This is a genomic window from Helicobacter sp. MIT 99-5507, assembly GCF_003364295.1.
Lineage (GTDB): Bacteria > Campylobacterota > Campylobacteria > Campylobacterales > Helicobacteraceae > NHYM01.
In genome coordinates, this window is sequence record NZ_NXLO01000003.1 from 309520 (window position 1) to 330858 (window position 21339).

The 21339-nt window shown below is 28.8% G+C and carries 21 protein-coding genes; 4 read left to right on the forward strand and 17 right to left on the reverse strand.

What is annotated here, in order from left to right; genetic code table 11:
- Nucleotides 1-47 precede the first annotated feature (47 nt).
- On the forward strand, nt 48-1229 hold the full coding sequence (locus CQA42_RS06375) for a hypothetical protein (protein WP_115583833.1): 1182 nt from the start codon (nt 48-50) through the stop codon (nt 1227-1229).
- On the opposite strand, the gene thrC is transcribed toward CQA42_RS06375, so the two are convergent.
- From thrC to metK, 12 genes are all read right to left on the reverse strand, one after another.
- Nucleotides 1219-2673 (reverse strand): threonine synthase, encoded by a 1455-nt coding sequence (thrC, locus tag CQA42_RS06380; protein ID WP_115583834.1) that lies wholly within the window; start codon nt 2671-2673, stop codon nt 1219-1221. The two genes, CQA42_RS06375 and thrC, sit on opposite strands and share 11 nt — an antisense overlap.
- A 10-nt stretch (nt 2674-2683) precedes the next feature.
- Entirely contained in the window at nt 2684-3439 is a 756-nt protein-coding gene (locus tag CQA42_RS06385; protein WP_115583835.1) for a pseudouridine synthase, read from the reverse strand.
- A complete protein-coding gene (dnaE, locus tag CQA42_RS06390; protein ID WP_115583836.1) occupies nt 3439-7032 on the reverse strand; it encodes a DNA polymerase III subunit alpha in 3594 nt (1197 codons plus the stop codon). The genes CQA42_RS06385 and dnaE overlap by 1 nt, the downstream gene beginning before the upstream one ends.
- Before the next feature lie 30 nt (nt 7033-7062).
- A complete protein-coding gene (locus tag CQA42_RS06395) occupies nt 7063-8403 on the reverse strand; it encodes a sodium-dependent transporter (protein ID WP_115583837.1) in 1341 nt (446 codons plus the stop codon).
- 106 nt (nt 8404-8509) lie between these two features.
- On the reverse strand, nt 8510-9592 hold the full coding sequence (locus CQA42_RS06400; RefSeq protein WP_115583838.1) for a hypothetical protein: 1083 nt from the start codon (nt 9590-9592) through the stop codon (nt 8510-8512).
- On the reverse strand, nt 9593-10588 hold the full coding sequence (locus CQA42_RS06405; protein WP_115583928.1) for a beta-ketoacyl-ACP synthase III: 996 nt from the start codon (nt 10586-10588) through the stop codon (nt 9593-9595).
- Nucleotides 10589-10626: 38 nt separating this feature from the next.
- Nucleotides 10627-11601 carry a phosphate acyltransferase PlsX gene (gene plsX / locus CQA42_RS06410; protein WP_115583839.1) on the reverse strand — a complete coding sequence of 325 codons (975 nt, stop codon included), beginning with the start codon at nt 11599-11601 and terminating at the stop codon, nt 10627-10629.
- A gap of 11 nt (nt 11602-11612) precedes the next feature.
- Nucleotides 11613-11765, reverse strand: a complete 153-nt coding sequence (rpmF, locus tag CQA42_RS06415; protein ID WP_115583840.1) for a 50S ribosomal protein L32 — start codon at nt 11763-11765, stop codon at nt 11613-11615.
- Between the two features lie 9 nt (nt 11766-11774).
- Complete coding sequence (locus CQA42_RS06420; protein ID WP_147289264.1) at nt 11775-12131, reverse strand: hypothetical protein; 357 nt, start codon at nt 12129-12131, stop codon at nt 11775-11777.
- A 13-nt stretch (nt 12132-12144) separates the two neighbouring features.
- Nucleotides 12145-12558 carry a nucleoside-diphosphate kinase gene (gene ndk, locus CQA42_RS06425; RefSeq protein ID WP_115583842.1) on the reverse strand — a complete coding sequence of 138 codons (414 nt, stop codon included), beginning with the start codon at nt 12556-12558 and terminating at the stop codon, nt 12145-12147.
- Between the two features lie 151 nt (nt 12559-12709).
- Complete coding sequence (locus tag CQA42_RS06430; RefSeq protein ID WP_115583843.1) at nt 12710-12985, reverse strand: DUF362 domain-containing protein; 276 nt, start codon at nt 12983-12985, stop codon at nt 12710-12712.
- Nucleotides 12986-13072: 87 nt separating this feature from the next.
- On the reverse strand, nt 13073-14233 hold the full coding sequence (metK, locus tag CQA42_RS06435; protein ID WP_115583844.1) for a methionine adenosyltransferase: 1161 nt from the start codon (nt 14231-14233) through the stop codon (nt 13073-13075).
- Between the two features lie 184 nt (nt 14234-14417).
- Here metK and CQA42_RS06440 point away from each other — a divergent pair, with 184 nt between their 5' ends.
- The 3 genes from CQA42_RS06440 to CQA42_RS06450 all read left to right on the forward strand — a co-directional run bounded on the left by CQA42_RS06440 (nt 14418) and on the right by CQA42_RS06450 (nt 16829).
- On the forward strand, nt 14418-15014 hold the full coding sequence (locus CQA42_RS06440) for a peroxiredoxin (protein WP_115583845.1): 597 nt from the start codon (nt 14418-14420) through the stop codon (nt 15012-15014).
- Nucleotides 15015-15163: 149 nt separating this feature from the next.
- Nucleotides 15164-16243: a hypothetical protein gene (locus tag CQA42_RS06445; RefSeq protein ID WP_147289265.1), complete on the forward strand. Its 1080-nt coding sequence runs from the start codon at nt 15164-15166 to the stop codon at nt 16241-16243.
- On the forward strand, nt 16185-16829 hold the full coding sequence (locus CQA42_RS06450; RefSeq protein WP_147289266.1) for a hypothetical protein: 645 nt from the start codon (nt 16185-16187) through the stop codon (nt 16827-16829). The genes CQA42_RS06445 and CQA42_RS06450 overlap by 59 nt, the downstream gene beginning before the upstream one ends.
- A 28-nt stretch (nt 16830-16857) precedes the next feature.
- Here CQA42_RS06450 and CQA42_RS06455 read toward each other — a convergent pair whose 3' ends face one another.
- The 5 genes from CQA42_RS06455 to CQA42_RS06475 are packed head-to-tail and all read right to left on the reverse strand — an operon-like array spanning nt 16858 to nt 21301.
- Nucleotides 16858-18810, reverse strand: coding sequence for a glycosyltransferase family 39 protein (locus CQA42_RS06455; protein ID WP_115583848.1), 1953 nt, complete (start codon nt 18808-18810; stop codon nt 16858-16860).
- On the reverse strand, nt 18810-19190 hold the full coding sequence (locus CQA42_RS06460) for a GtrA family protein (RefSeq protein ID WP_115583849.1): 381 nt from the start codon (nt 19188-19190) through the stop codon (nt 18810-18812). Before CQA42_RS06460 ends, CQA42_RS06455 begins: the two co-directional genes overlap by 1 nt.
- Entirely contained in the window at nt 19187-19903 is a 717-nt protein-coding gene (locus tag CQA42_RS06465; RefSeq protein WP_115583850.1) for a polyprenol monophosphomannose synthase, read from the reverse strand. The genes CQA42_RS06460 and CQA42_RS06465 overlap by 4 nt, the downstream gene beginning before the upstream one ends.
- A 25-nt stretch (nt 19904-19928) precedes the next feature.
- The gene (locus CQA42_RS06470; protein WP_115583851.1) at nt 19929-20729 is read right to left on the reverse strand and encodes a S1-like domain-containing RNA-binding protein; all 801 of its coding nucleotides are present in this window, start codon (nt 20727-20729) and stop codon (nt 19929-19931) included.
- A gap of 11 nt (nt 20730-20740) precedes the next feature.
- Nucleotides 20741-21301, reverse strand: a complete 561-nt coding sequence (locus tag CQA42_RS06475; protein ID WP_115583852.1) for a metal-dependent hydrolase — start codon at nt 21299-21301, stop codon at nt 20741-20743.
- Nucleotides 21302-21339 lie beyond the last annotated feature (38 nt).

The following is a 21339-nucleotide window of genomic DNA, read 5'->3' on the forward strand; positions in this document are numbered from 1 at the left end:
GAATTTTATCTATTCTTAGCAAAGTTAAATATAAAAAAGGTTTTGCAATGGAAGGTATATTAAAAGAAATAAACAACAAAGTAAAATTAAAATTAAGTATGTTATTAAACAATATTACGCCATCAAAAATACCAAAATTTGGAATACAAGATTCTAATAAAATTTTATTTTTTATCTACATGCAAAACAACAAAATAGCACTTATTTCTCACAAAGATGATAAAAAAAGCGATGAAATCATAAAGGTTGGAATCCTAAATGATAAATTCACATTTTATCCAATCAAACAAGATTCTATATATTTTGGAGAAAAGTTTGAATTGCAAACTTCTAGATTCTGTGAAAGCATTTTAAGTAATAAATTAAATATTATTACAAATAAAATATACAATGATATGGAGTTTTTCCTTGATAAAATCATAGAATATGAAAAAATATATGAAAATAAAATAGATAATATAAAAATAAAATTAGATTTGCTAGATAAAACAAATATCATTTCTGCAAATGATATATTATACAAAGAATATAGCAAGCAAATATTAGAAAAATTACATCAACTTGCAAAAACAAATATAAAAGATTCTTATCTAAATATATTTAGCATATTATATCCAGATGGAATATATAATATAGAGCATTTCATGCTACAAAAAACAGCTCTTAATGCAAATATGCTAAAAAATTACTACAACAAATCAAATCTAAGCAATCCAAATATAATAGAAAAAATAAATATAGAAATAAATAATCAAATATTAGAGATTAATTATCTAGTAAAAAATATGCATATTAAATGCTCTACAAATAGCCAGATTTATGCAGATTCTGAAGTAATAATAGATTCTATAAATGGTATCAATTTGCAACCAAATGAAATCTTGTATTCAAATAATGAAATAAAAGCAATCATAAATAAAGATAATCTTGTTATTAAGAATCTTACAAATAAAAATATCAATATAGATAATATAAAAAGCATATTTTATATAGAGAATCCTATACAGCCATTTATTCAAACTATAAATTCAAATATAAAAATAAATGCAAATACGGAAATAAAAATAAATATCGATAAAAAAAATATAGTCATATCAAATCTAACAGATACTAATATTCAACAATATTTCATTATAAATAGCATCAAACTAGCTTATACAATAGATGATGAAATAAAAAATTTAGTAGGCACAAGTAAGTATAAACTATATGATATTATTAATTTATAGATTTTAGCCATTCTTTTATAATACTGCCTACATTACTACTATCTACTATTGTTTTATTGCACTCATCTTTATTGAATAAAGATTCTATATTTTTATGTATTGGTAAAGAAAATTTATTAGATATATAATCTAGAGCATCTTTATCACTACAAGCAGAATCTAAACCTAATGCTTTTGCTATAGTTGGTGCAAATTTGCTCCATTGTGCTGTTGATACAATAATAGTTTTTATTCCATCATTTTTATAAGCATTTAGTGCAGTAGCAGTATGTGGATCTATGATAATATTTTTTTGTGCATATTCTTTTATGATGGCAAGAGTAGCATTGTCATCACTTTTATATGTATCAAAATACAAATTAAGCTTTGCTAATTCATTATTGCTTATTTCATATGATTTATTTTTATCTAGATTCTCCATTAATTCTTTTGTTCTTTCATGACCATACAGATGAAACAATACACGTTCCATATTTGAGCTTTTTAAAATATCCATAGCAGGAGAATTTGTCTTTAGTAATTTGCGATTTCTTATATCATATTTACCTGTTTTTATAAAATCAAAAAGGACAGAATTAGCATTTGTAGCAATGATAATTTTATTTATTTTTATACCCATTATTTTTGCATAAAATGCACCCAAAGCATTACCAAAATTTCCACTTGGAACGATGATATTAATAGATTCTGTATTGTTTATAATATGATTTTTTAAAAGATAAATATATGAATATATATGATAAATAATTTGGAATATGATTCTTCCAAAATTTATTGAATTTGTAGCAGAAATGCAAAAATTATTTTTATCCAAAAACTCTCTAAAACTCGTATCATTAAGTAGATTTTTTAATATACTTTGTGCATCATCAAAATCACCATCTAGTGCTAATACTTTGATATTTTTTGCATCATTTGTAGTCATTTGCAATCTTTGGACATCGCTTGTGCCATCTTTTGGATACATACAAATTGCATAAATATTTTGTGCATTTTTTACTGCCTCTAGTGTTGCAGGTCCTGTATCTCCGCTTGTAGCTGTAAGTATTAGATATTTTTTATCTTCTTTTTTTACTAAATTACATAGCATTCTGCCAAATGGCTGCATTGCCATATCTTTAAATGCCCTTGTTGGACCGGTATATAATTTTTGAAGAAATAAATTATCATCTAGCTTAGCAAAATCTAGTGGAGTATGTGGATTATCAAATGTTTTATAAGAAAGAAGCGCATCATCAAGGAGACTAGAATCTGCCCCTAAAATCTCAAAAATATATTTTGTCAAATCATTATATGATAAATCTTTTATATCATTAATATTTATCTGTGGAATATTTTTTAAACTCCATAGTCCATTAAAGCTAGCAATAGGATTTAATATTGCCTCATGCAAGCCAATATTAACACATCTTTTTTTGTCATTTCCTCTTGTTTCTATTAACATCTACAATCCTTTATTTAGATTCTTTTAAAAAAGCTCTAAGTTTATTATAATCTTTGCGACTTAAATACCTACTCTTTCCTATAGGAAGAGCATTTAGCTCTACAAAACCATAACTCACGCGTTTTAAATCAATTACATCAAGTCCAAAATAAGCAAAAAATCTTCTTAGCTCTCTATTTTTCCCCTCTATTATTCCGACCTTTATTTTACTCCAAGATTTAGTCTCTCTTGTGATTTCAAAAAAACTAAATGGTGCAAAATCCATTGACTTAATCTTGCTATATTTATGCGCTCCAGCACTTGCATCACTCAAGCTCAAACCATCATTCATCGCATCTATGACTTTTTGATTAATCTTGCCATTTATTTTTAGATTGTAGATTCTAACTAGATTGCTTGTCATTAGCTTTGTTGCAATATCCTTAGAATCTGTAAGAAGTAGCAATCCACTTGATGCAAAATCTAGCCTACCTACTGGAATATAATTTCTAAATTTAGAATCTAATGTATCATAAATTACTCTTCTATCTCTATCATCACTTTTGCTTACAAGTTCATTTTTTGGTTTGTGATAAACAATCACGCTATATTTTGTGCTATCTTTTGGCCTAATCTCTCTGCCATTAATAAAAACTTTCTCTTTTGTGATAATATCTCCAAAAGTTGCAACTTTATGATTTAGCTTTACCTTACCATCTTTTATAAGTTCATCAGCTTTTCGCCTAGAAAAGTCTGTATTATGTGAAATCCATTTATTTAATCTCATTATGCAATCTTAAAGTTTTTTATCTTTTCTTTAAAATTATCATTAATCTTATAATTTGAATACAATAGATATGAAGTATTTTCATCTTGCACTCTAAATACAAGCCTCTCTTTGCCATTATTTTCTATTGCAAGATTTTGTATATCTTTTAGATTCTCATATGTAAGATTGCAAGATACATCTAAAATATAATCTAATATATCTTCTATAATATCATTTTCAATAACTATCGCAGAATCTTTACTATCATCATTTACTTCTACAAACTCAATATTTACTTTCTCGCTTTTGGCTTCATCTAAAGATATAATTTTTTCGATTTGTAGTGATATCAAGCTATCTCTAAGGCTTGCCTTACACTTTAAGCATATAGGCTCATTTTTTGGAGCATTTTCTATTTGCTCTAAATGCTTTTCAAAGACTTGAAGCCAAATATTACCAACCTTATCTACTATAAGAATCTCTGCAAAACGATTCCCTTTTTTGCTAATCTTAGATTTAATATCTTTAATAATCCCAACAATTAGCAATCTTGAACCTTCTTTTAGGCGGTCTATATCATAGCTTAAGACAACACCCTTTATGCCATCAATCTCGCTACTAAAATCATCAAGCGGATTCCCGCTCATAAAGATTCCAAGCATCTCATATTCAAAATCTAGCAATTCCATCTTGCTATATTCATCTTCATGTATGATATTTAATGCCAAATTATTGCTTGTATCATCAAAATCTTTAAATAACGAATCATTTGAATTTATTATTTCTAGATTCTTAGAATTATTTTTAACTACATCAGCAATTAAATCAAGATTATTTACAATACTCTTTAGACTATATCCCAAACCACGCAATGTGCCTGATTTTGCTAAAGATTCTATGACTTTTCTATTGATGATTTTAGAATCTACCTTGCTTAAAAAATCCTCTAAAGTATCAAATTTTTTATCTTTTCGTGCTTGTAAAATCAGCTGTATTGGTTTTTCACCAATTCCCTTAATAGCGCTAAATCCAAATATGATTTTTTTCTCTCCATTTATAATATCAACACTAAAATCTTCCATAGAGCTATTAATATGTGGTGGCAATACATCAATGCCTATATTTCTGCATTCTTGTATATATTGGTTTATCTTATCAACATTATTTTTTTCACTTGATAATAATGCTGCCATAAACTCATGTTTATAATAAGTCTTTAAATAAGCTGTCTGAAATGAAATCATCGCATATGCAGCAGTGTGAGATTTATTAAATCCATACCCTGCAAACTTCACTATAAGCTCCCATAATTCATCACTCTTTGTTACATCAAATCCATTATTTTTTGCACCACTTAAAAATTTAGCTTTATTTTCAGCCATAATCTTATTATCTTTTTTACCCATCGCCCTACGAATCAAATCTGCTTCACCAAGAGAAAAACCACCGATAGTTTGCACTATTTGCATAACTTGCTCTTGATAAACAATAACACCATATGTACTTTTTAGAATCTCTTCTAATTCAGGAAATATATATTGTGTTTTTTTAATACCATGTTTTCTATCAATAAAATCATTTACCATTCCAGATTCCATAGGTCCAGGGCGAAATAGAGCAAGAACAGCAACTAAATCATCAAAACTATTTGTCCTTAGCTTTTTATTTAAGGCTTGCATTCCGCTAGATTCTATTTGAAAGATTCCTATCGTATTGCCATTTTGTATCGTTTCATAGACTTTTTGGTCATTTAAATCAATAGTATTAAAATCTATTTTATTATTAATAAGCTCAAATGTCTTATGAATCACACTTAGAGTTTTTAATCCCAAAAAGTCAAATTTTATCAAATCAACTTTCTCTAAATAATCCATAGAATATTGAGTAGCGATCTTATCACCAATCTTGCATAGTGGAATCTTCTCCCATAATTCATTTTCACTATTAATCACAATAGCAGCAGCATGAGTTCCTAGATTTCTTTTTTGATTTTCTAATACAAGTGCGGTCTCCCACACATCATTTAATGTCTTGTCTCTAGCAATAATTTCAGAAATTTTTGGCTCTAACTCAAAAGCTCCCATTTTATCTTTATCTGTTTTTTCACCTGTTTTTAGCTGGATTTTTAATTTATTTGGAATTAGTCTTGCAAATTCATCAGCCTTTTTATATTCAACTCCAAAAACCCTTGCAACATCTCTTATTACAGATTTTGCAGACATAGAGTTAAAAGTTACAACATGTGCAACATTATTCTCACCATATTTCTTAACAACATAATTTATAATATCGCCTCTTTTATCTTGACAAAAATCCATATCAATATCTGGCATACTAATTCGCTCTGGATTTAAAAATCGCTCAAATAGCAATACATGCTTTATTGGATCAATATCTGTAATCTCTAAACAAAAAGCTACCAAACTACCTGCTGCACTTCCTCTACCTGGTCCAACTGGTATATTTTGTCTTTTTGCTTCTCGCACAAAATCCCAAACAATAAGCATATAGCCTGAAAATTTCATTCCTTTTATGACTTGCATTTCATAATCAAGTCTGTCTCTATATATTTGATGATTTTCTTCTTTTACATTTTTTAATCTATTTTCAAGACCTTCCTTGCATTTGTATTCAAAATAAGAATCATCATCTACAAAATCTAGCCCTTCATTTTTTGCATATTCTTTTGTAAATTTAAAAGTAGGTGCGGTTGGTGGCATATTTTTGGTAATGATATTTCCATTTGGATCTTTTATCTCAATACTTTTTAAATCTATAATCAAATCACATTTATCGACTAATTCTTGTGTATTTGTAAGCGCATCTGGAATATCAACAAATAATCTCTCCATTTCTTCACATGATTTGACATAAAATTCATTTACAGAATGTTTTAATCTGTTGTTATCACTCAATATTTTTCCTGTAGAGACACACATCAACACTTCTTGTGAAAATGAATCTTTTTTAGATGTATAGTGAGTATCATTTGTAGCAATTATTTTTATACCTGTTTGAAGAGATAGATCTATTATTTGCTCATCTATAAATCTTTGTTCTAAGATTCCATGACGCATAATTTCTAGATAAAAATCATCACCAAAAATATCTTGATATTCTAATGCAACTTTTTTTGCATGCTCAAATCCTCTAGCATTATTTCTTTGACTGATTGTGTTTAAGTGATAATTTACTTCACCTTGAAGGCAAGCAGACGAGCAAATAAGACCGCTAGAGTGTTCTTTTAATATTTTTTTATTTAATCTTGGATTCTTATAGAATCCATTTATATAAGCTTGAGAGCTAAGATACATAAGATTCTTATAGCCTACTAGATTCTTTGCATATAGACACAAATGGAATCTAAGTGGATTTTTAGAGCCTAAATTCTCATCATTATGTATATATGTCTCAATACCAATAATTGGCTTTATGCCTTCTTTTAGCATATTGATATAAAAATCAAGCGCACCAAACATACAACCATGGTCTGTTAGGGCAACAGATTTCATATTTAGTTCTTTTAATCTTTTTGCTAATTTTTTAATCTGGTTTGCACCATCAAGCAAGGAGTATTCAGTGTGTAAATGTAAATGTGTAAATTTATTCAAAAATCCATCCTATAAAAATTTTGATAAAAATTATTTGCCAAATGTATCAAAAAATTTTGCAACAAGCACTAATATTACAACTAGTGGCGCGATATATTTTACGATAGCATACCATATATTAAACAGTTGCCTACTCATAAATCCACGAGCAAATCGATAAACTATTTTTTTATCAACTACAAATGTTAAGAATATCAATGCCAATAACGCCCCAAGTGGCATAATTATAGCTGCTGTTATAAAATCCACCCATTCAAAAAGCTGTTTTCCATAAAATGTTAAATATTTCCCATAATCCTTGCTTAAAGATAGTATAACTACGATTCCAATCAAAGCTATCACAAAACAAAGAATATAAGTAATTTTTACTCTACTCATTTTATAGGTATGCTCTAAATAAGCTACAGGAGGCTCTAAAATGGATATAGCTGAAGTGATTCCAGCAAAAAGCACAGCTGCAAAAAATAAGAATGAAATAATCCAGCCATAAGCCATATTTCCAAAAACGATAGGAAGTGATACAAAGAGCATTCCAGGACCTGCATCTGCCTCTTGTTGGTATTCAAATAAAAATGTAAAGATAATTAACCCAGCAATAATTGAAATAATTATCCCAGAAATCGCTATCCAAGTAGCAGATGTGAGTAGATTCTCACCTTTTTTGGCAGATGAGCTATAAGTGATTATTGTGCCAACTCCAAGTGATAAGGAGAAAAATACTTGACTTAATGCGAGTATTACAACACTAGGGGTGATTTTATGAATATCAAATTTAAACAAAAAATCAGCAGCCTTACCAAATGATGGCAGAGTGAGAGCATAGAAAAACAATCCTATAAAAATCAAAAATAATAGTGGCATTAAAATGAGATTATATTTTTCTAATCCATTTTTAACACCTTTGGAAACAATAAATCCTGTTAAAAATATACATACAAAAAATGAAGCTAAAGAGATAAAAATATTCTCACCCACAAAACTATCAAAAATATTTTTAGATGTAGTTGCATCGCTAGGAAGGCTAAAACTAACTATTACTAAATAGTAAAACACCCAGCCAAGCACCGCAGCGTAGAATGTAAGGATAATAGGACCGCCTAAAACCATTATACCTGCTTTACTCCAATGTTTTTTGGTGGTGGAATCTAGCTCGTTAAATGCTGAAATTACATTTTTTTGTGTTTTATTACCAATAATCATTTTTGCCACGACAATAGGGATTCCAATAATTAATGTTAGCATTATATACATAATTACAAATGCACTACCACCAGATACTCCTGCTATATATGGGAATCTCCAAATATGCCCAAGTCCAATAGAGCTACCTAAAGTGGCCAAAATAAATCCTAGTTTAGTAAAATTATTCATCTTTTCACTTCTTTAAATATTAATTGAACTAAGGCAATATGATATATAAAAAAATATTTATCATTGATTAAATATTTAAATTTTTAAGAAATTATGCAATATTGGATTATTGTATTGATTTAAAATACTCACTTAGTTTTGCATCTTGTGCGCCTTGAATCTTAGATATTGCATTTATACTACTTGAAAATAAAAGTGAGATTCCAGTAGTAACATTGCTACCAATATTATTTGCACCGCGTATTCTTGCAAATCTTGCAGAAATAAATGGAGAAAAAGCCAAACCATTATTGATACTTACATCAAGTCTAACACTAAGATTAAAATTATAAAGCAAATCATTCCCTCTAAACCTAGAATATCCTACATATTGCCTCATAAAACATTGATATACAAGCTTTAAATCATCATTAATTGGAGTATTAGCTCTTAGTCCAGTTTCTATTGCTCCTTTTATGCTGCTTGGTTTGTATGTTAGATCAACTTCACCTACACCTGCAAAATAAAACTCATCAATATACTTGCCATCTAAAAATTTCAACCCTGCTTTATAACGCAAATATTGATTTCTTGAGCCATCATTTTTTTTTGTAAATTCTGTTTGATATTTACCATCAATAAATGGACCTAAAAATCCATCATCAAAAAATAAAACTTTGCGTGTATAACCGGTATTAAAAATTAAATTATCCGCTGTTTCATTTCTAGTTGTATCTTGATATTTTGGATTAAGAATGATTAATCCATATTCCGCATATAATTTACTTGTTATCCTGCTATTGACAAAATTATGCTCTAGTGCCAAATCTGCTATCAAATTAGCAATGGTTGAGTTATCTCCACTAAATTGATTTATACCAAAATCTCTATATTCATCACTTACATTTATCGTAGTATTTGAAAAGTCAAGTGCAATTCTTCTTATATCAATTTTTAAGAGCGTCTCTTCTATTCCACCAATAAATCCAGTAATAATATCTTCAATATAAGTATTTGGAAATACTTGCTTTAGTAAAGAGAGATTAGAATCATCTTTAGCATTATTTTCTTTGTTTTGATTTGTATTAAAAAAGTCATCTTGTAATTTAAGACTTGAAGTATCTTTGTCTAATGGTGGATTCTGCAAACTTATAGAATCATCTGCATAAACAAACAATAAAATGGTAAAAAAAATAACTAAAAGTTTCAATTACTCGCCATTAAAATATAACAAACTTGAACCCCAAGTGAGTCCTCCACCAAAAGCATCCAATAATAATAGATCTCCTTTTTTAAGCCTACCATCTTTATAAATATCATCCATTGCCATAGGAATACTAGCAGATGAAGTATTGCCATATTTATTCACAGTTACTACAACTTTAGAATTATCAATCCCTATTATATCACCAACTGCATTGATGATTCTAAGATTTGCTTGATGTGGTATGAAATATTTTATATCATTAATATTAATATTATTTCTAGCTAGAATCTCTTCAACATCATTTGCTAAAGTTTTAACTGCTATTTTAAATGTCTCATTGCCTTTCATTTTTACATAACTTTGTGTTGCTTGTATGTTTGATACATCAAATTCACTAGAAAAATTCAAATTTGAACCCAAAGAACGTGGAGTCATTAAAAAATCATTATATTTACCATTTGCACTAATATTAACATCAATGATTCTCTCATTTTCATTATTTGTAGCACCAATTACTGCTGCTCCAGCACCATCACCAAATAAAATACAAGTGCTTCTATCGCTAAAGTCTAAAATTGAGCTAAATTTTTCTGCACCTACAATAAGAATATTATTATAAGCATTAGATTCTATGAATGATTTTGCAAGAGATAAAAGATATACAAATCCACTACAAGCTGCAGCTATATCAAATGCTGGTTTATTTTCTATTCCAAGTCTATTTGAAATAAGACAAGCATTTGAAGGCATACTTAAATAATCTGGAGACAAAGTGGCACAAATCACTAAATCAATATCATCTACTTTTATACCTGCACGACTTATTGCAAGATTTGCTGCTTTCACTCCAAGCTCGCTTGAATCTTCATTATTATCTGCAAAATAGCGAGTTTTGATACCTGTTCTTTTTGTAATCCATTCATCAGATGTATCAATTATTCTTTCAAAGTCCTTATTGGTGATGCAATTTTTTGGCACATAGGAAGCTATAGATTTCATTGATGCATATTTTTTCTCCACTTTAAGCCTCCTTAGAGCTATTTTATAAAATTACTTGCTATTTTATCGATTACTTTAGATTCTACAGCATTTATACCTTGATAGATGGCACATTCAATTGCTCTTGCATTGCTTTTACCATGACAAATGATGATATTTTTACTTACACCAAGTAATGGAGCGCCACCATATTCAGCATAATGAGTTCGTTTTTTTAATGATTTAAATGCTCCAAACATAAATATAACCCCAATTTTTGCAAGAAAAGATTTTTTTATCTCTTCTTTTAAAATCTTATTTATAGCTTCTGCAACACCTTCACTTGCTTTTAGCACAAGATTTCCTGAAAAGCCATCACAAACTACAACATCTACACTTGCATTAAAAATATCATTTCCTTCAACATTACCTTTAAAATATGGAAACTCTTTTAGTCGTTTAAATACTTCTTTTGTTAGCTCATTGCCCTTATTATCTTCTTCTCCATTAGAAAGTAATCCAACCCTTGGATTAGAATATCCAAGCACTGACTTTGCATATTCATAGCCCATTCTTGCAAACTCTACTAAATTATCAACTTTACAATCCACATTTGCACCAGCATCTAAAATAATACTTGCTTTACCATCGATTCTAGGCATAGTAGTGCAAATAGCTGGACGACTTACTCCATTTATCCTACCAAATCTAAGTGTCGCAAGACTCATGCTAGCACCGCTATGTCCTGCGGATATAACAACATCTGCTTGATTATTTCTAACAATTTCAATTGCTTGGTAAATAGATGACTCTTTTCTCTTTAATGAATCTGTGGCACTATCTTCCATCTTGATATAATCAGGACAATGAAAAATTTCTATATTATTGCTAGAATCTAAATGGGGCTTAATTAGCCTTTCATCACCTACCACAATAGCTTGAAAATTCTTTGATTTTAATGCCTGCTTAACTCCCATTATGATTGGTTCGACGCCATTATCGCCACCCATAGCATCTATAACTATTTTAAGCATTGCTCTTAAACTTACTTATAATTTCCAGTCTCTTTGCTAATTGTGTGCGGCAACTTCCAATTTCCATTTTTATCTTTTATTGGTGTAGCAAGCTTTACTTTATAATGAGTTCTTCTTTTTAAACCTCTAGTTTTACTAACTCTTCTTTTTGGAACAACTGCCATTTCTTCTCCTTATTCTTTTATATGATAATCAAGCTGCATAGATTCCAGCTCACTTTTAAAAATAAATTCTAAATCTATATATCCATCAAAAAATTCAACTACATCAAAATAATCTCTATTTTTATGACTATCCCAAATGCCATCTTTGGCAAAAAGTATAATATTATCATTTATACTTTTTTTAAAATCTTCTCCGCTTAAATCACAAACAAAATCCATTTCACCAGTGATAGTAGAATCTATTTTTATCAAACCATTGCTAAGTTTTGATAGATTCCCTGTTACATTGATTTTATAATTATCACTCAATAAATCTAGTGAAAATTTTCTAGGACTTGATGTGATTTTTCTAGCTTCTATTTTCAAGATTATTTCAAAATTACCTAATTTCAGTTTGTGTAAAAAAGAATGCAATTTCATTTTTTGCATTTTCTAAGCTATCACTACCATGCACAGCATTTGCATCTATATTTTCTGCAAAATCAGCTCGTATAGTTCCTGCTTGTGCTTTTTTTGGGTCTGTATCACCCATCAACTCTCTATTTTTCTTAACAGCATTATCGCCTTCCAATACCATTACGACAACAGGACCGCTTGTCATAAAATTTACCAAATCATTATAAAATGGTCTTTCTTTGTGGATTGCATAAAATTCACCTGCTGTGTTTCTATCAAGCAGTATTTTTTTCATAGCTGCAATCCTCAAACCATTACTTTCAAATCTATCAATAATCTTACCAATAATATTCTTTTTTACTGCATCTGGCTTTATTATTGAAAGCGTTCTTTCCATATATAACTCCTGCCTAAAATATTAAACTTAGGATTCTAGCACAATAATTTTATATGCACTTTAAAACTTAAAGATTATTTTATATTTGATTACAAAAATCTTGGATATTTAAGAAAGTATAGAATCTTGAAATATTCAAGATTCTAAAATATTACATAACAGATACAGAATCATTCCTATTTGCATCTGATATATCATCTCTACTTGTTGCACCTCTAGCACTCCATACGATACAACCTTCAGTAGGACAAGCACTAGCACAAGCTGGCATTTCATTATGCCCTACACATTCCACACATTTATCTGCATAAACATAATAGATTCCCTCATCTGTTGGATTATTATCATCATCTACAATCGCACTAACAGGGCATTCATCTATACAAGACCCACAAGAAATACACAAATCTGTAATCTTTACAGCCATTTTAAATCTCCTCCGCAATAAGTTTATGTTTTGTTTGGCTAAATGCCATCAAAAGTATAACAATTTACATACTTAAGCTTTATAAAATTATTTAATTTTTAAATAATCTCTAATTTCATCTACTTTATTTGTAGCTTCCCAAGTAAATTCGCTTAGTTCTCTACCAAAATGTCCATATGCTGCAGTTTTTCTATATATCGGTCTTAGCAAATCTAGAGATTCTATAATTCCTTTTGGTGTTAGTTTAAATACTGCTCTTACGCATTTTTCTATATCAGCTGAATCTATTTTAGAATAACCATGAGTATTTATATAAATAGACACAGGTTCAACAACTCCAATAGCATAAGAAATTTGAACAGTTACCTTAGGACTTACTCCTGCTGCAACAAGGTTTTTAGCTATATATCTAGCTATATATGCTCCGCTTCTATCTACTTTGCTAGGATCTTTACCACTAAATGCGCCACCACCATGAGGACAGCTACCGCCATAAGTATCAACAATGATTTTTCTACCAGTTAGTCCAGCATCACCCTGTGGTCCGCCAATAACAAACTTTCCTGTTGGGTTGATGTGATATTTTATGTTATCTTGCATGTATTCTTGTGGTATTACTTTTTGCACGATTTCTTCTATTACAGAATCTTTTAGATGATTATATTTTACATCTGGAGCATGTTGTGTTGAAATAACAATAGTATCGATATATGCAGGCTTTCCATCTTTGTATTTGATAGTAACTTGAGATTTTCCATCTGGTCTTAAAAATGGCAATATTCCATCTTTTCTAGCTTTTGCTAATCCTTCTGTTAGTCTATGTGATAAATATATTGGAAGTGGCATAAGCGTGTCAGTTTCATCACAAGCATATCCAAACATTAGCCCTTGGTCTCCTGCACCAATCTCGCCATCTTCTCTATCTACACCTTGATTTATATCAGGACTTTGCTCGCCAACTCCATTTAGGATTCCAGCACTTCTATAATCAAAACCATATAAAGAATCTGTATATCCAATGTCTTTTATAACTTCTCTTGCTATATCTTGCATAGGAACATAAGTAGTAGTTTTTAGCTCACCTGCAATCACACCAAAACCATTAGAAAGTAGCGTCTCACAAGCTACTCTTGCATTTTTATCTCTTTGTATAATATAGTCTAGTATAGCATCGCTTATTTGGTCTGCCATCTTGTCTGGATGTCCTTCTGTTACGGATTCTGAAGTAAATAAAAACTCATTTTTCATAAATTCACCTTGTATTTTAAATTTTTGTAAAATTCTATCATTAAAATATTAATTTTTTAAGAAAATGTTTTAAATATTTTTAATATTTTGGAATGTATAATTGCTGTGCTTTAAAAATAACTTTAATAATATTTTTTAAAGTTTAAAATGCTTAACTAAAAATTTTCAAAAATAGGAGAAATAAATGCTAGTGACTAAACAAGCTCCAAATTTTATTGCGGAAGCTGTGAAAGCAGATGGTATGTTTGATGATAAATTTGAACTATATAACAATATAGGCAAAAATGGTGCGGTATTATTCTTTTGGCCAAAAGATTTTACTTTTGTTTGTCCTTCAGAAATTATTGCATTTGATAACAGAGTAAAAGAATTTCAAGATAGAGGTATCAATCTAATTGGTGTTTCTATAGATTCTAAAGAAGTGCATTTTGCATGGAGAAATACAGAAGTAAAAAATGGCGGTATAGGTCCTGTTAATTTCCCGATAGTATCAGATATCACTAAATCAATTTCAAGAGATTATGATGTTTTATTTGGTGGTGCTGTTGCATTAAGAGGCACTTTTTTAATTGATAGAAATAAAATTATCCGCCATGCAACAATAAATGACTTACCACTTGGAAGAAATGTAGATGAAACACTAAGAATGGTTGATGCACTACTTTTCTTTGAAGAGCATGGTGAAGTATGTCCAGCTGGTTGGAATAAAGGTGACAAAGGAATGAGAGCTGATGCTAAAGGTGTAGCAGAATATCTTGCACAAAACGCTAGCAAATTATAATCTTTTAAATAAATTCTTATGGATTTGCCATAATTATGGCAAATCTAACCTCCAAATAAACAAACTTTAAGCTAGTAATCATAAGATAATATAAACATTTCATTGACATTTTATAAACATTTTATAAAAAAAGGGGGGGGGGAGGGTTTATGATTAGGATTCTGGTGTTTGTTTTATTGTTTCTTTCAAATAATATATTTGGCTTTGAAATTTCTGAATTTTGTCCTAGTGGTGGTAATTGCACAATTAAAGGGACGCTAAATGATGAAATCAAAATTAATACAACATATAATTCAATTATAAACTATGCTACATTTACCAATAATAACACTAGCTTCATCTTACAACAAAACAATAGTCTTTCTAATTTTATAAATTATGGAAATATGAATACATTTTGGACAGCAAGTGGCAGTACTGGCACTACAAATATCTATAACTATGGCATATTAAATAATACTTCTAGTAATGCTAATTTCGCCCTAAGTGGAGCAAATGTAAAGATTTATTATTTTAATATGACAATAGATGAAAATTCAAATGCCTTTAATAGCATCACTGGAAATTTATCTAGCAAACCTCATAATGAAAGAAACTCACATATTTTAATTAATATTGGAAGTAGTGGTGAATTATCTCTTGATAATAATGCAAAGATAGTGTTAAATTTTGGAGATTCTTTTGAGATTGATAAAAGCTATGATATGACAAAACTCATACTAAAATGCGACAATAGCAACAAGATTGACGCTTGCAACAACTCATATGATAAAACCAAAGATCAAGTTATCACAAAAATATCAACTTATAATGATAAATTATATAAATTAAATATTAATGGAAATAATCTCTCTGTATCACTTGATACATCTTATGCCTCTGCTAATGCAATATATAAAGCAAATTTACTCTCAATAAATACTATAAAAAATCAACTAAATCAAATCTTGCAAAATAAAAAAACGATAGAAAACACACAAAAACATTCAAGATTTAGAGCTAGAAGAATCCAAACAAATGAAACAAACATAGAATCTGATTCTACTACCAATGCAAATGATGAAAACTATTTCTTGTTTTCTCCATTTATTTCATATCAAAATATATTTGATGGTGGTAAATACAGCGGACTTGGATATGGATTTATCAGTGGATATAATGCAGATTTAAATGATGATAATTTGTTTGGATTGCACTTTGGATTTATTGGGGGGGGGGTGGAAAAGTAATACTGCATTTAACTTCAAAAATACATATTATGCAGGATTCTTAGGATTGCATTATCAATATAGCTTTATAGATTCTATGTATTTAAGACTAAGACTTGAGGCATTTTATCATTACAATAAAATTACAAAAAACATAATTGATACTTCAAATACAAGCAGCATATCCCCAAGCACAAATATCACATTTGGTAAAAAATGGGATAATAAACTAGGCATTGAAGGAGGATTTGATTATATTGCCATGATAAATTCCAAAGTAGAATCCATAGATGGAATATATGACAAAAGTTTATTTAATATCGCATATATCGATATTAATGGCAATTATGATTTAACACTTGGTTCTTGGGAGATAAATGCCACTCTTGGAAGTAAGATTTTAATCACTCCCTATCCTAAAACTATTCTAAGAGTATCTGGAGGTAAAGATGTCGCAATTCATGAAAATATATATAGCATTTATGCAAATATAGGGACTTCATGGCAAATAAATGACATCATAGCTTTAAATCTTAATTATCTAGGATTTTTTGGTGATAGAATGATGAGTAATAGTGGATTTTTTAATATAAAAATATGGTGGTAAAAATATCAGAGATTCTATTTGTAGAATCTCACTCTAAAATTACCTTATAAATAAAATCTACTTTTTCTAGCAACTTATCACTACTTTTTCTACCAAATGGAATCTTTTGCACGATAGCACCTCTATTTTGCAGTTCATTTATAGTTTGAATAGAATCTGTATAATAATTATCAAAATACAAGATTCCAGATTCTATATTTTTAATATCTTTGATAAATTTGGCATTTGGCTTTAGATTATATACTTCATATTGTCGCTCTTTAGGAGCCATAATAGTATTTATATCCACGATATATGCATTAGTGTAGTTATTAGAATCTTGTGTAATAAATTCAAATTTTGCCCTTGAATTATCACCAAGACCAATTGGAGATACATTTTTATCAAATAATGCAGTGCTAAATACAGCAAAACTAAACAAAATAAATACAAAGCGATATTTACTCTCAATCCTAAATATCATAAAGCAAATAAAGCTAATAATAAGAGGATAAATAACAAATATAATATATTTTGTAAAATATATTGGACGCAAAAAGCTTGCAACAAATGGAATAATAATCATTAAAATACAAATTCCAAGCAAGAAATATATGATTTTCTCTCTATAATTTATTGAATATAGCACAAAAACAATAAACAAAAATACGCTTATTCCGCTACCTAGAATCTGAAATGGAATGATAAATATATCATTTAAAGTTGGCATTTGTATCCAAGTATTAAAGCTAGAATCCAAAAGTGAATGATTAAATGCAGTGATATAAAAATATGGCAAAAGAGAAAGCGCGATTATACAATCAAGCATAAAAAGTAATAATATTTTTTTGATATTTTTTAAAATAAAAATACTAATAATAAAACTAGAAAATATAAAAATAGAACCAAAATAATGTGTATTTACTAACATAATAGACAATAAGACATAAATTATCATATCATGAAAACTAAATTTATTATAAAGATTAAATAAATAATAACAAATAAAAGGAATTAAAGTAAGCTCCAAAACATAGCCTCTTACTTCGTGTGCCGCACCAATTGCAACTTGTGAGATTGCCATAAATAATGCACCAAATAATGCTATAGCAGAATCTTGCTTGGTATGATTTTTTAGAAATAAGAAGATTCCAAGTGGTGCAAATGCGCCTATCACAACCGATAATAGCCTAGCAGACTCTATTGTATATCCAAAGATTCCTAGCCATATTTTTAATAAGAAATTATAAAATGGTGGATTTCCAGGATCTTTAAATACGCTTAGAAAACTATCGCTTGGATATGCAACAACTCCAACAGAATACAATTCATCTCCCCAGAGCGATTGTGTGCAGCATTGATTAAGTCTCAAGCAAAATCCACATAACATAATAAATGCTAATATAAAAATATGGTGCTTTTGTGCTAGATTCTTCAAAACCACAGAATCTATTTTAAATAATAAAATAATAGTAATCCAAAGAAATAAATATGGTGGAGCAATAAATAATTTTACAAGACCTATCCATATATTTTCAATATTGTTTATAAAAGCACTAGATTGATTAAGTTTGAAATTTGATAAATCTATGATAAATGCCCCGTTATTTTGGCTAGATTCTATAGAATCCTTATTTAGATAAAAATTCCTACTTCCAATATTTATACTAATAAACTCAATATCATCCAATGCAATCTTAGAATCCACCAATAATCTTAGATTTGTTACACCAGATGTAATTACATTTCTACTCATGGCACATATTGTATTTTTGGTGATACTATATGGATAAAATGCAATTCCTTCGCCTTTTTCTAGATATGTTAGATTTATATTTCCAGAATCTAAAAGCAGATGATAAGATTTGCAATCTTTTGCAGAAATACTCACATCAACATGTGCAAATGAATATTTCAAAGAAGCATAATTTCCACTATATACAAATTTTACTACCATTACAAAAAATGCAATAAAAATACATAATGCAAGATAGATTCTCATCAATTCTCCTTAAATACAAAATATTTTGATAATAAAAAATTCACTACCATGCCAAAGGCGATGCCTAATGCTTGCGATAAAATATCTTTGTAATAAAACTGCCCTAAAATGAAATTTCTAAAAATAAATAATACAAGCAGATTTACACACAAGCCAAATATATTTGCATTGATATAAAGGAGATATTGCTTGAGACTTAAGGTTTTTTCTTTAAATGTAAAGAAGTTATTTAAAATATAGTTTTGGCTAACAGCTATGATAAAACATACACAAGAATTTAGCATATAATGAAAAGCTAATTTTGATAAAACAAAAAATATCACTAGATTTGTAATCGTGCCAAGAGTGCCAACAAAAGCAAATTTGATGAATTTATTCATTTGCTAAACCTTAAAAGCAAAGTTTTTAAAATTGCCTCATAAACGATGGCTTTACTCATTTTTGACTTGCCTTGTGTCCTATCACAAAAACAAATTGGGAATTCAACTATTTTTAGATTTGCTTTTTTTGCTCTATATTTCATCTCTATTTGAAAGCAATATCCATTAGAATCTATTTTATCTACATTGATAGCCTTGATTGCTTTTAGAGTATAGGCATTAAAACCTCCTGTAAAATCCATAATCTTACAACCAAGTATAATTCTTGCATACAAGCTACCACCAAAAGATAGAATCTTTCTAAATAGATTCCAGCCAACAATACTTCCACCTTTGACATTTCTAGAACCAATTACTACATCAAAAACTTCCAAATAAGATAAAAAGCTAGATATGTATTTTGGATTGTGAGAAAAATCTGCATCCATTGAAATAAAATAATCATATTGATATTTCATACCTATTTTAAAACCACAAATATATGCTTTGCCAAGACCATTTTTAGATTCTTGAATGAATAAATGCAGATTTGGATATTTTTCTTTTAGTGAATTTACAATAATGCAAGTATCATCATTTGAATTACCATCGATGATAAGAATATTTATTTTTGGGTGGAGATTAAATATAGAAATTATTAAGTCTTTAATATTGCAAGCTTCGTTGTATGTAGGAATTAAAATTAAGCTATTTTGTTCCTGCCCCCCCCCTATTCAATGCTATATTCATATTTTTTCCTTAAATTTTATGTAATACTAATTTACCATTAGAATCTTTTATAAATTTTACTTTATTTTCTTTAATAAGGCTATTTGAAGCACTTTTAAAAAGCTTTTTACTAATGCCTAAATATTCAAAAATCTCTTTGCTACTAGAATCAAAATTTAATTTTAACACACCACTGCATAATTTATCTAAAATAATATTTTTTGTGAGATTTATATTTGATACCAAACCCAAATCAACTTTGCCATCTTGTCTAATTTTTTTTATGATACCTTTGATATTATCACCAATATTGATTTTTGTGTTTATATCATTATTGTGAATCACTCCAAAATATTTATTATTTACTACACAATTAAAACCAATATCAGTTTTTAGAAATGGGAGAATATCGACATTTTTTATTTTTGAATGTATGTTTAATTTCTCAAGATAAGAAGCTAGATTCTGCCTTGCAATAAGCCTATTTTGTTTATCTAAAGTTAGTTTTATCACTACTTTTTGCCCGATTTTTAGATGTGATGGATTCTTGCTTGGCATAAATAAATCCTTTGGGATCCCAAGATCTAGATATGCTCCATTTTCCACTATATCAATAATTTCTAATGATAAAATATCACCAACAAAACCCTTTGGCATCGTAGTAATAGCTACCAATCTATCCTCGCTATCACTATATACAAAAACCCAAACAAGACTATTTATAATCACCTCATCGGTGATATATCGATTTGGAAGTAAAACTTCATTTTTCATTTCATCTATCAAATAAGCACCAAATTTGCTAAATCGTGCTACTTTTAGATATTGCATTTGCCCTACTCTTATGATAATTCTCCTATGATATTGATTATTTTATATACATCAAAATTATCTAATATATCTAAATAATGAGCTCCAAATAGTGCTACTAGTGGCACTAAAACTATACTAAAAATCATTTTTTCTGTAGCACTGCCTGTTTTAAATCTAAGAGCACTAGGCAACAATACAGCTTTTGCTTTAGAAAATGGAAAAAAATAATAAGGGATTCCACTAATTGTAAGCATATCACCTATTTGATGAAGAAAGATTCCAAGGCTAATGGCAAAACAAACAAAGGCATAAGTTTTATAATATGGAAGCAATACCAAGCCAAGTAATATTATTATAAATGGAAAGATAAAAAAATGTGTAAAACCACGATGAGTAAAACTAAAACTAACTATATGAGAAATGATAGGAAATTTCCTACCAATAAAACTTCTTGGCTCATCAATATCAGGTAAAAGAGAGCCAAAAACAACTAAGGGTAATAAAATAATACTATTTACTTGATTATGCACTAGAGCTATTGCACCAAGCCCACCAAGCAATCCAAGTGCCATATGTGACTTTGCTAACATTATTTTATCTTTTATACTTTTATAACCTCTAAAAAGAA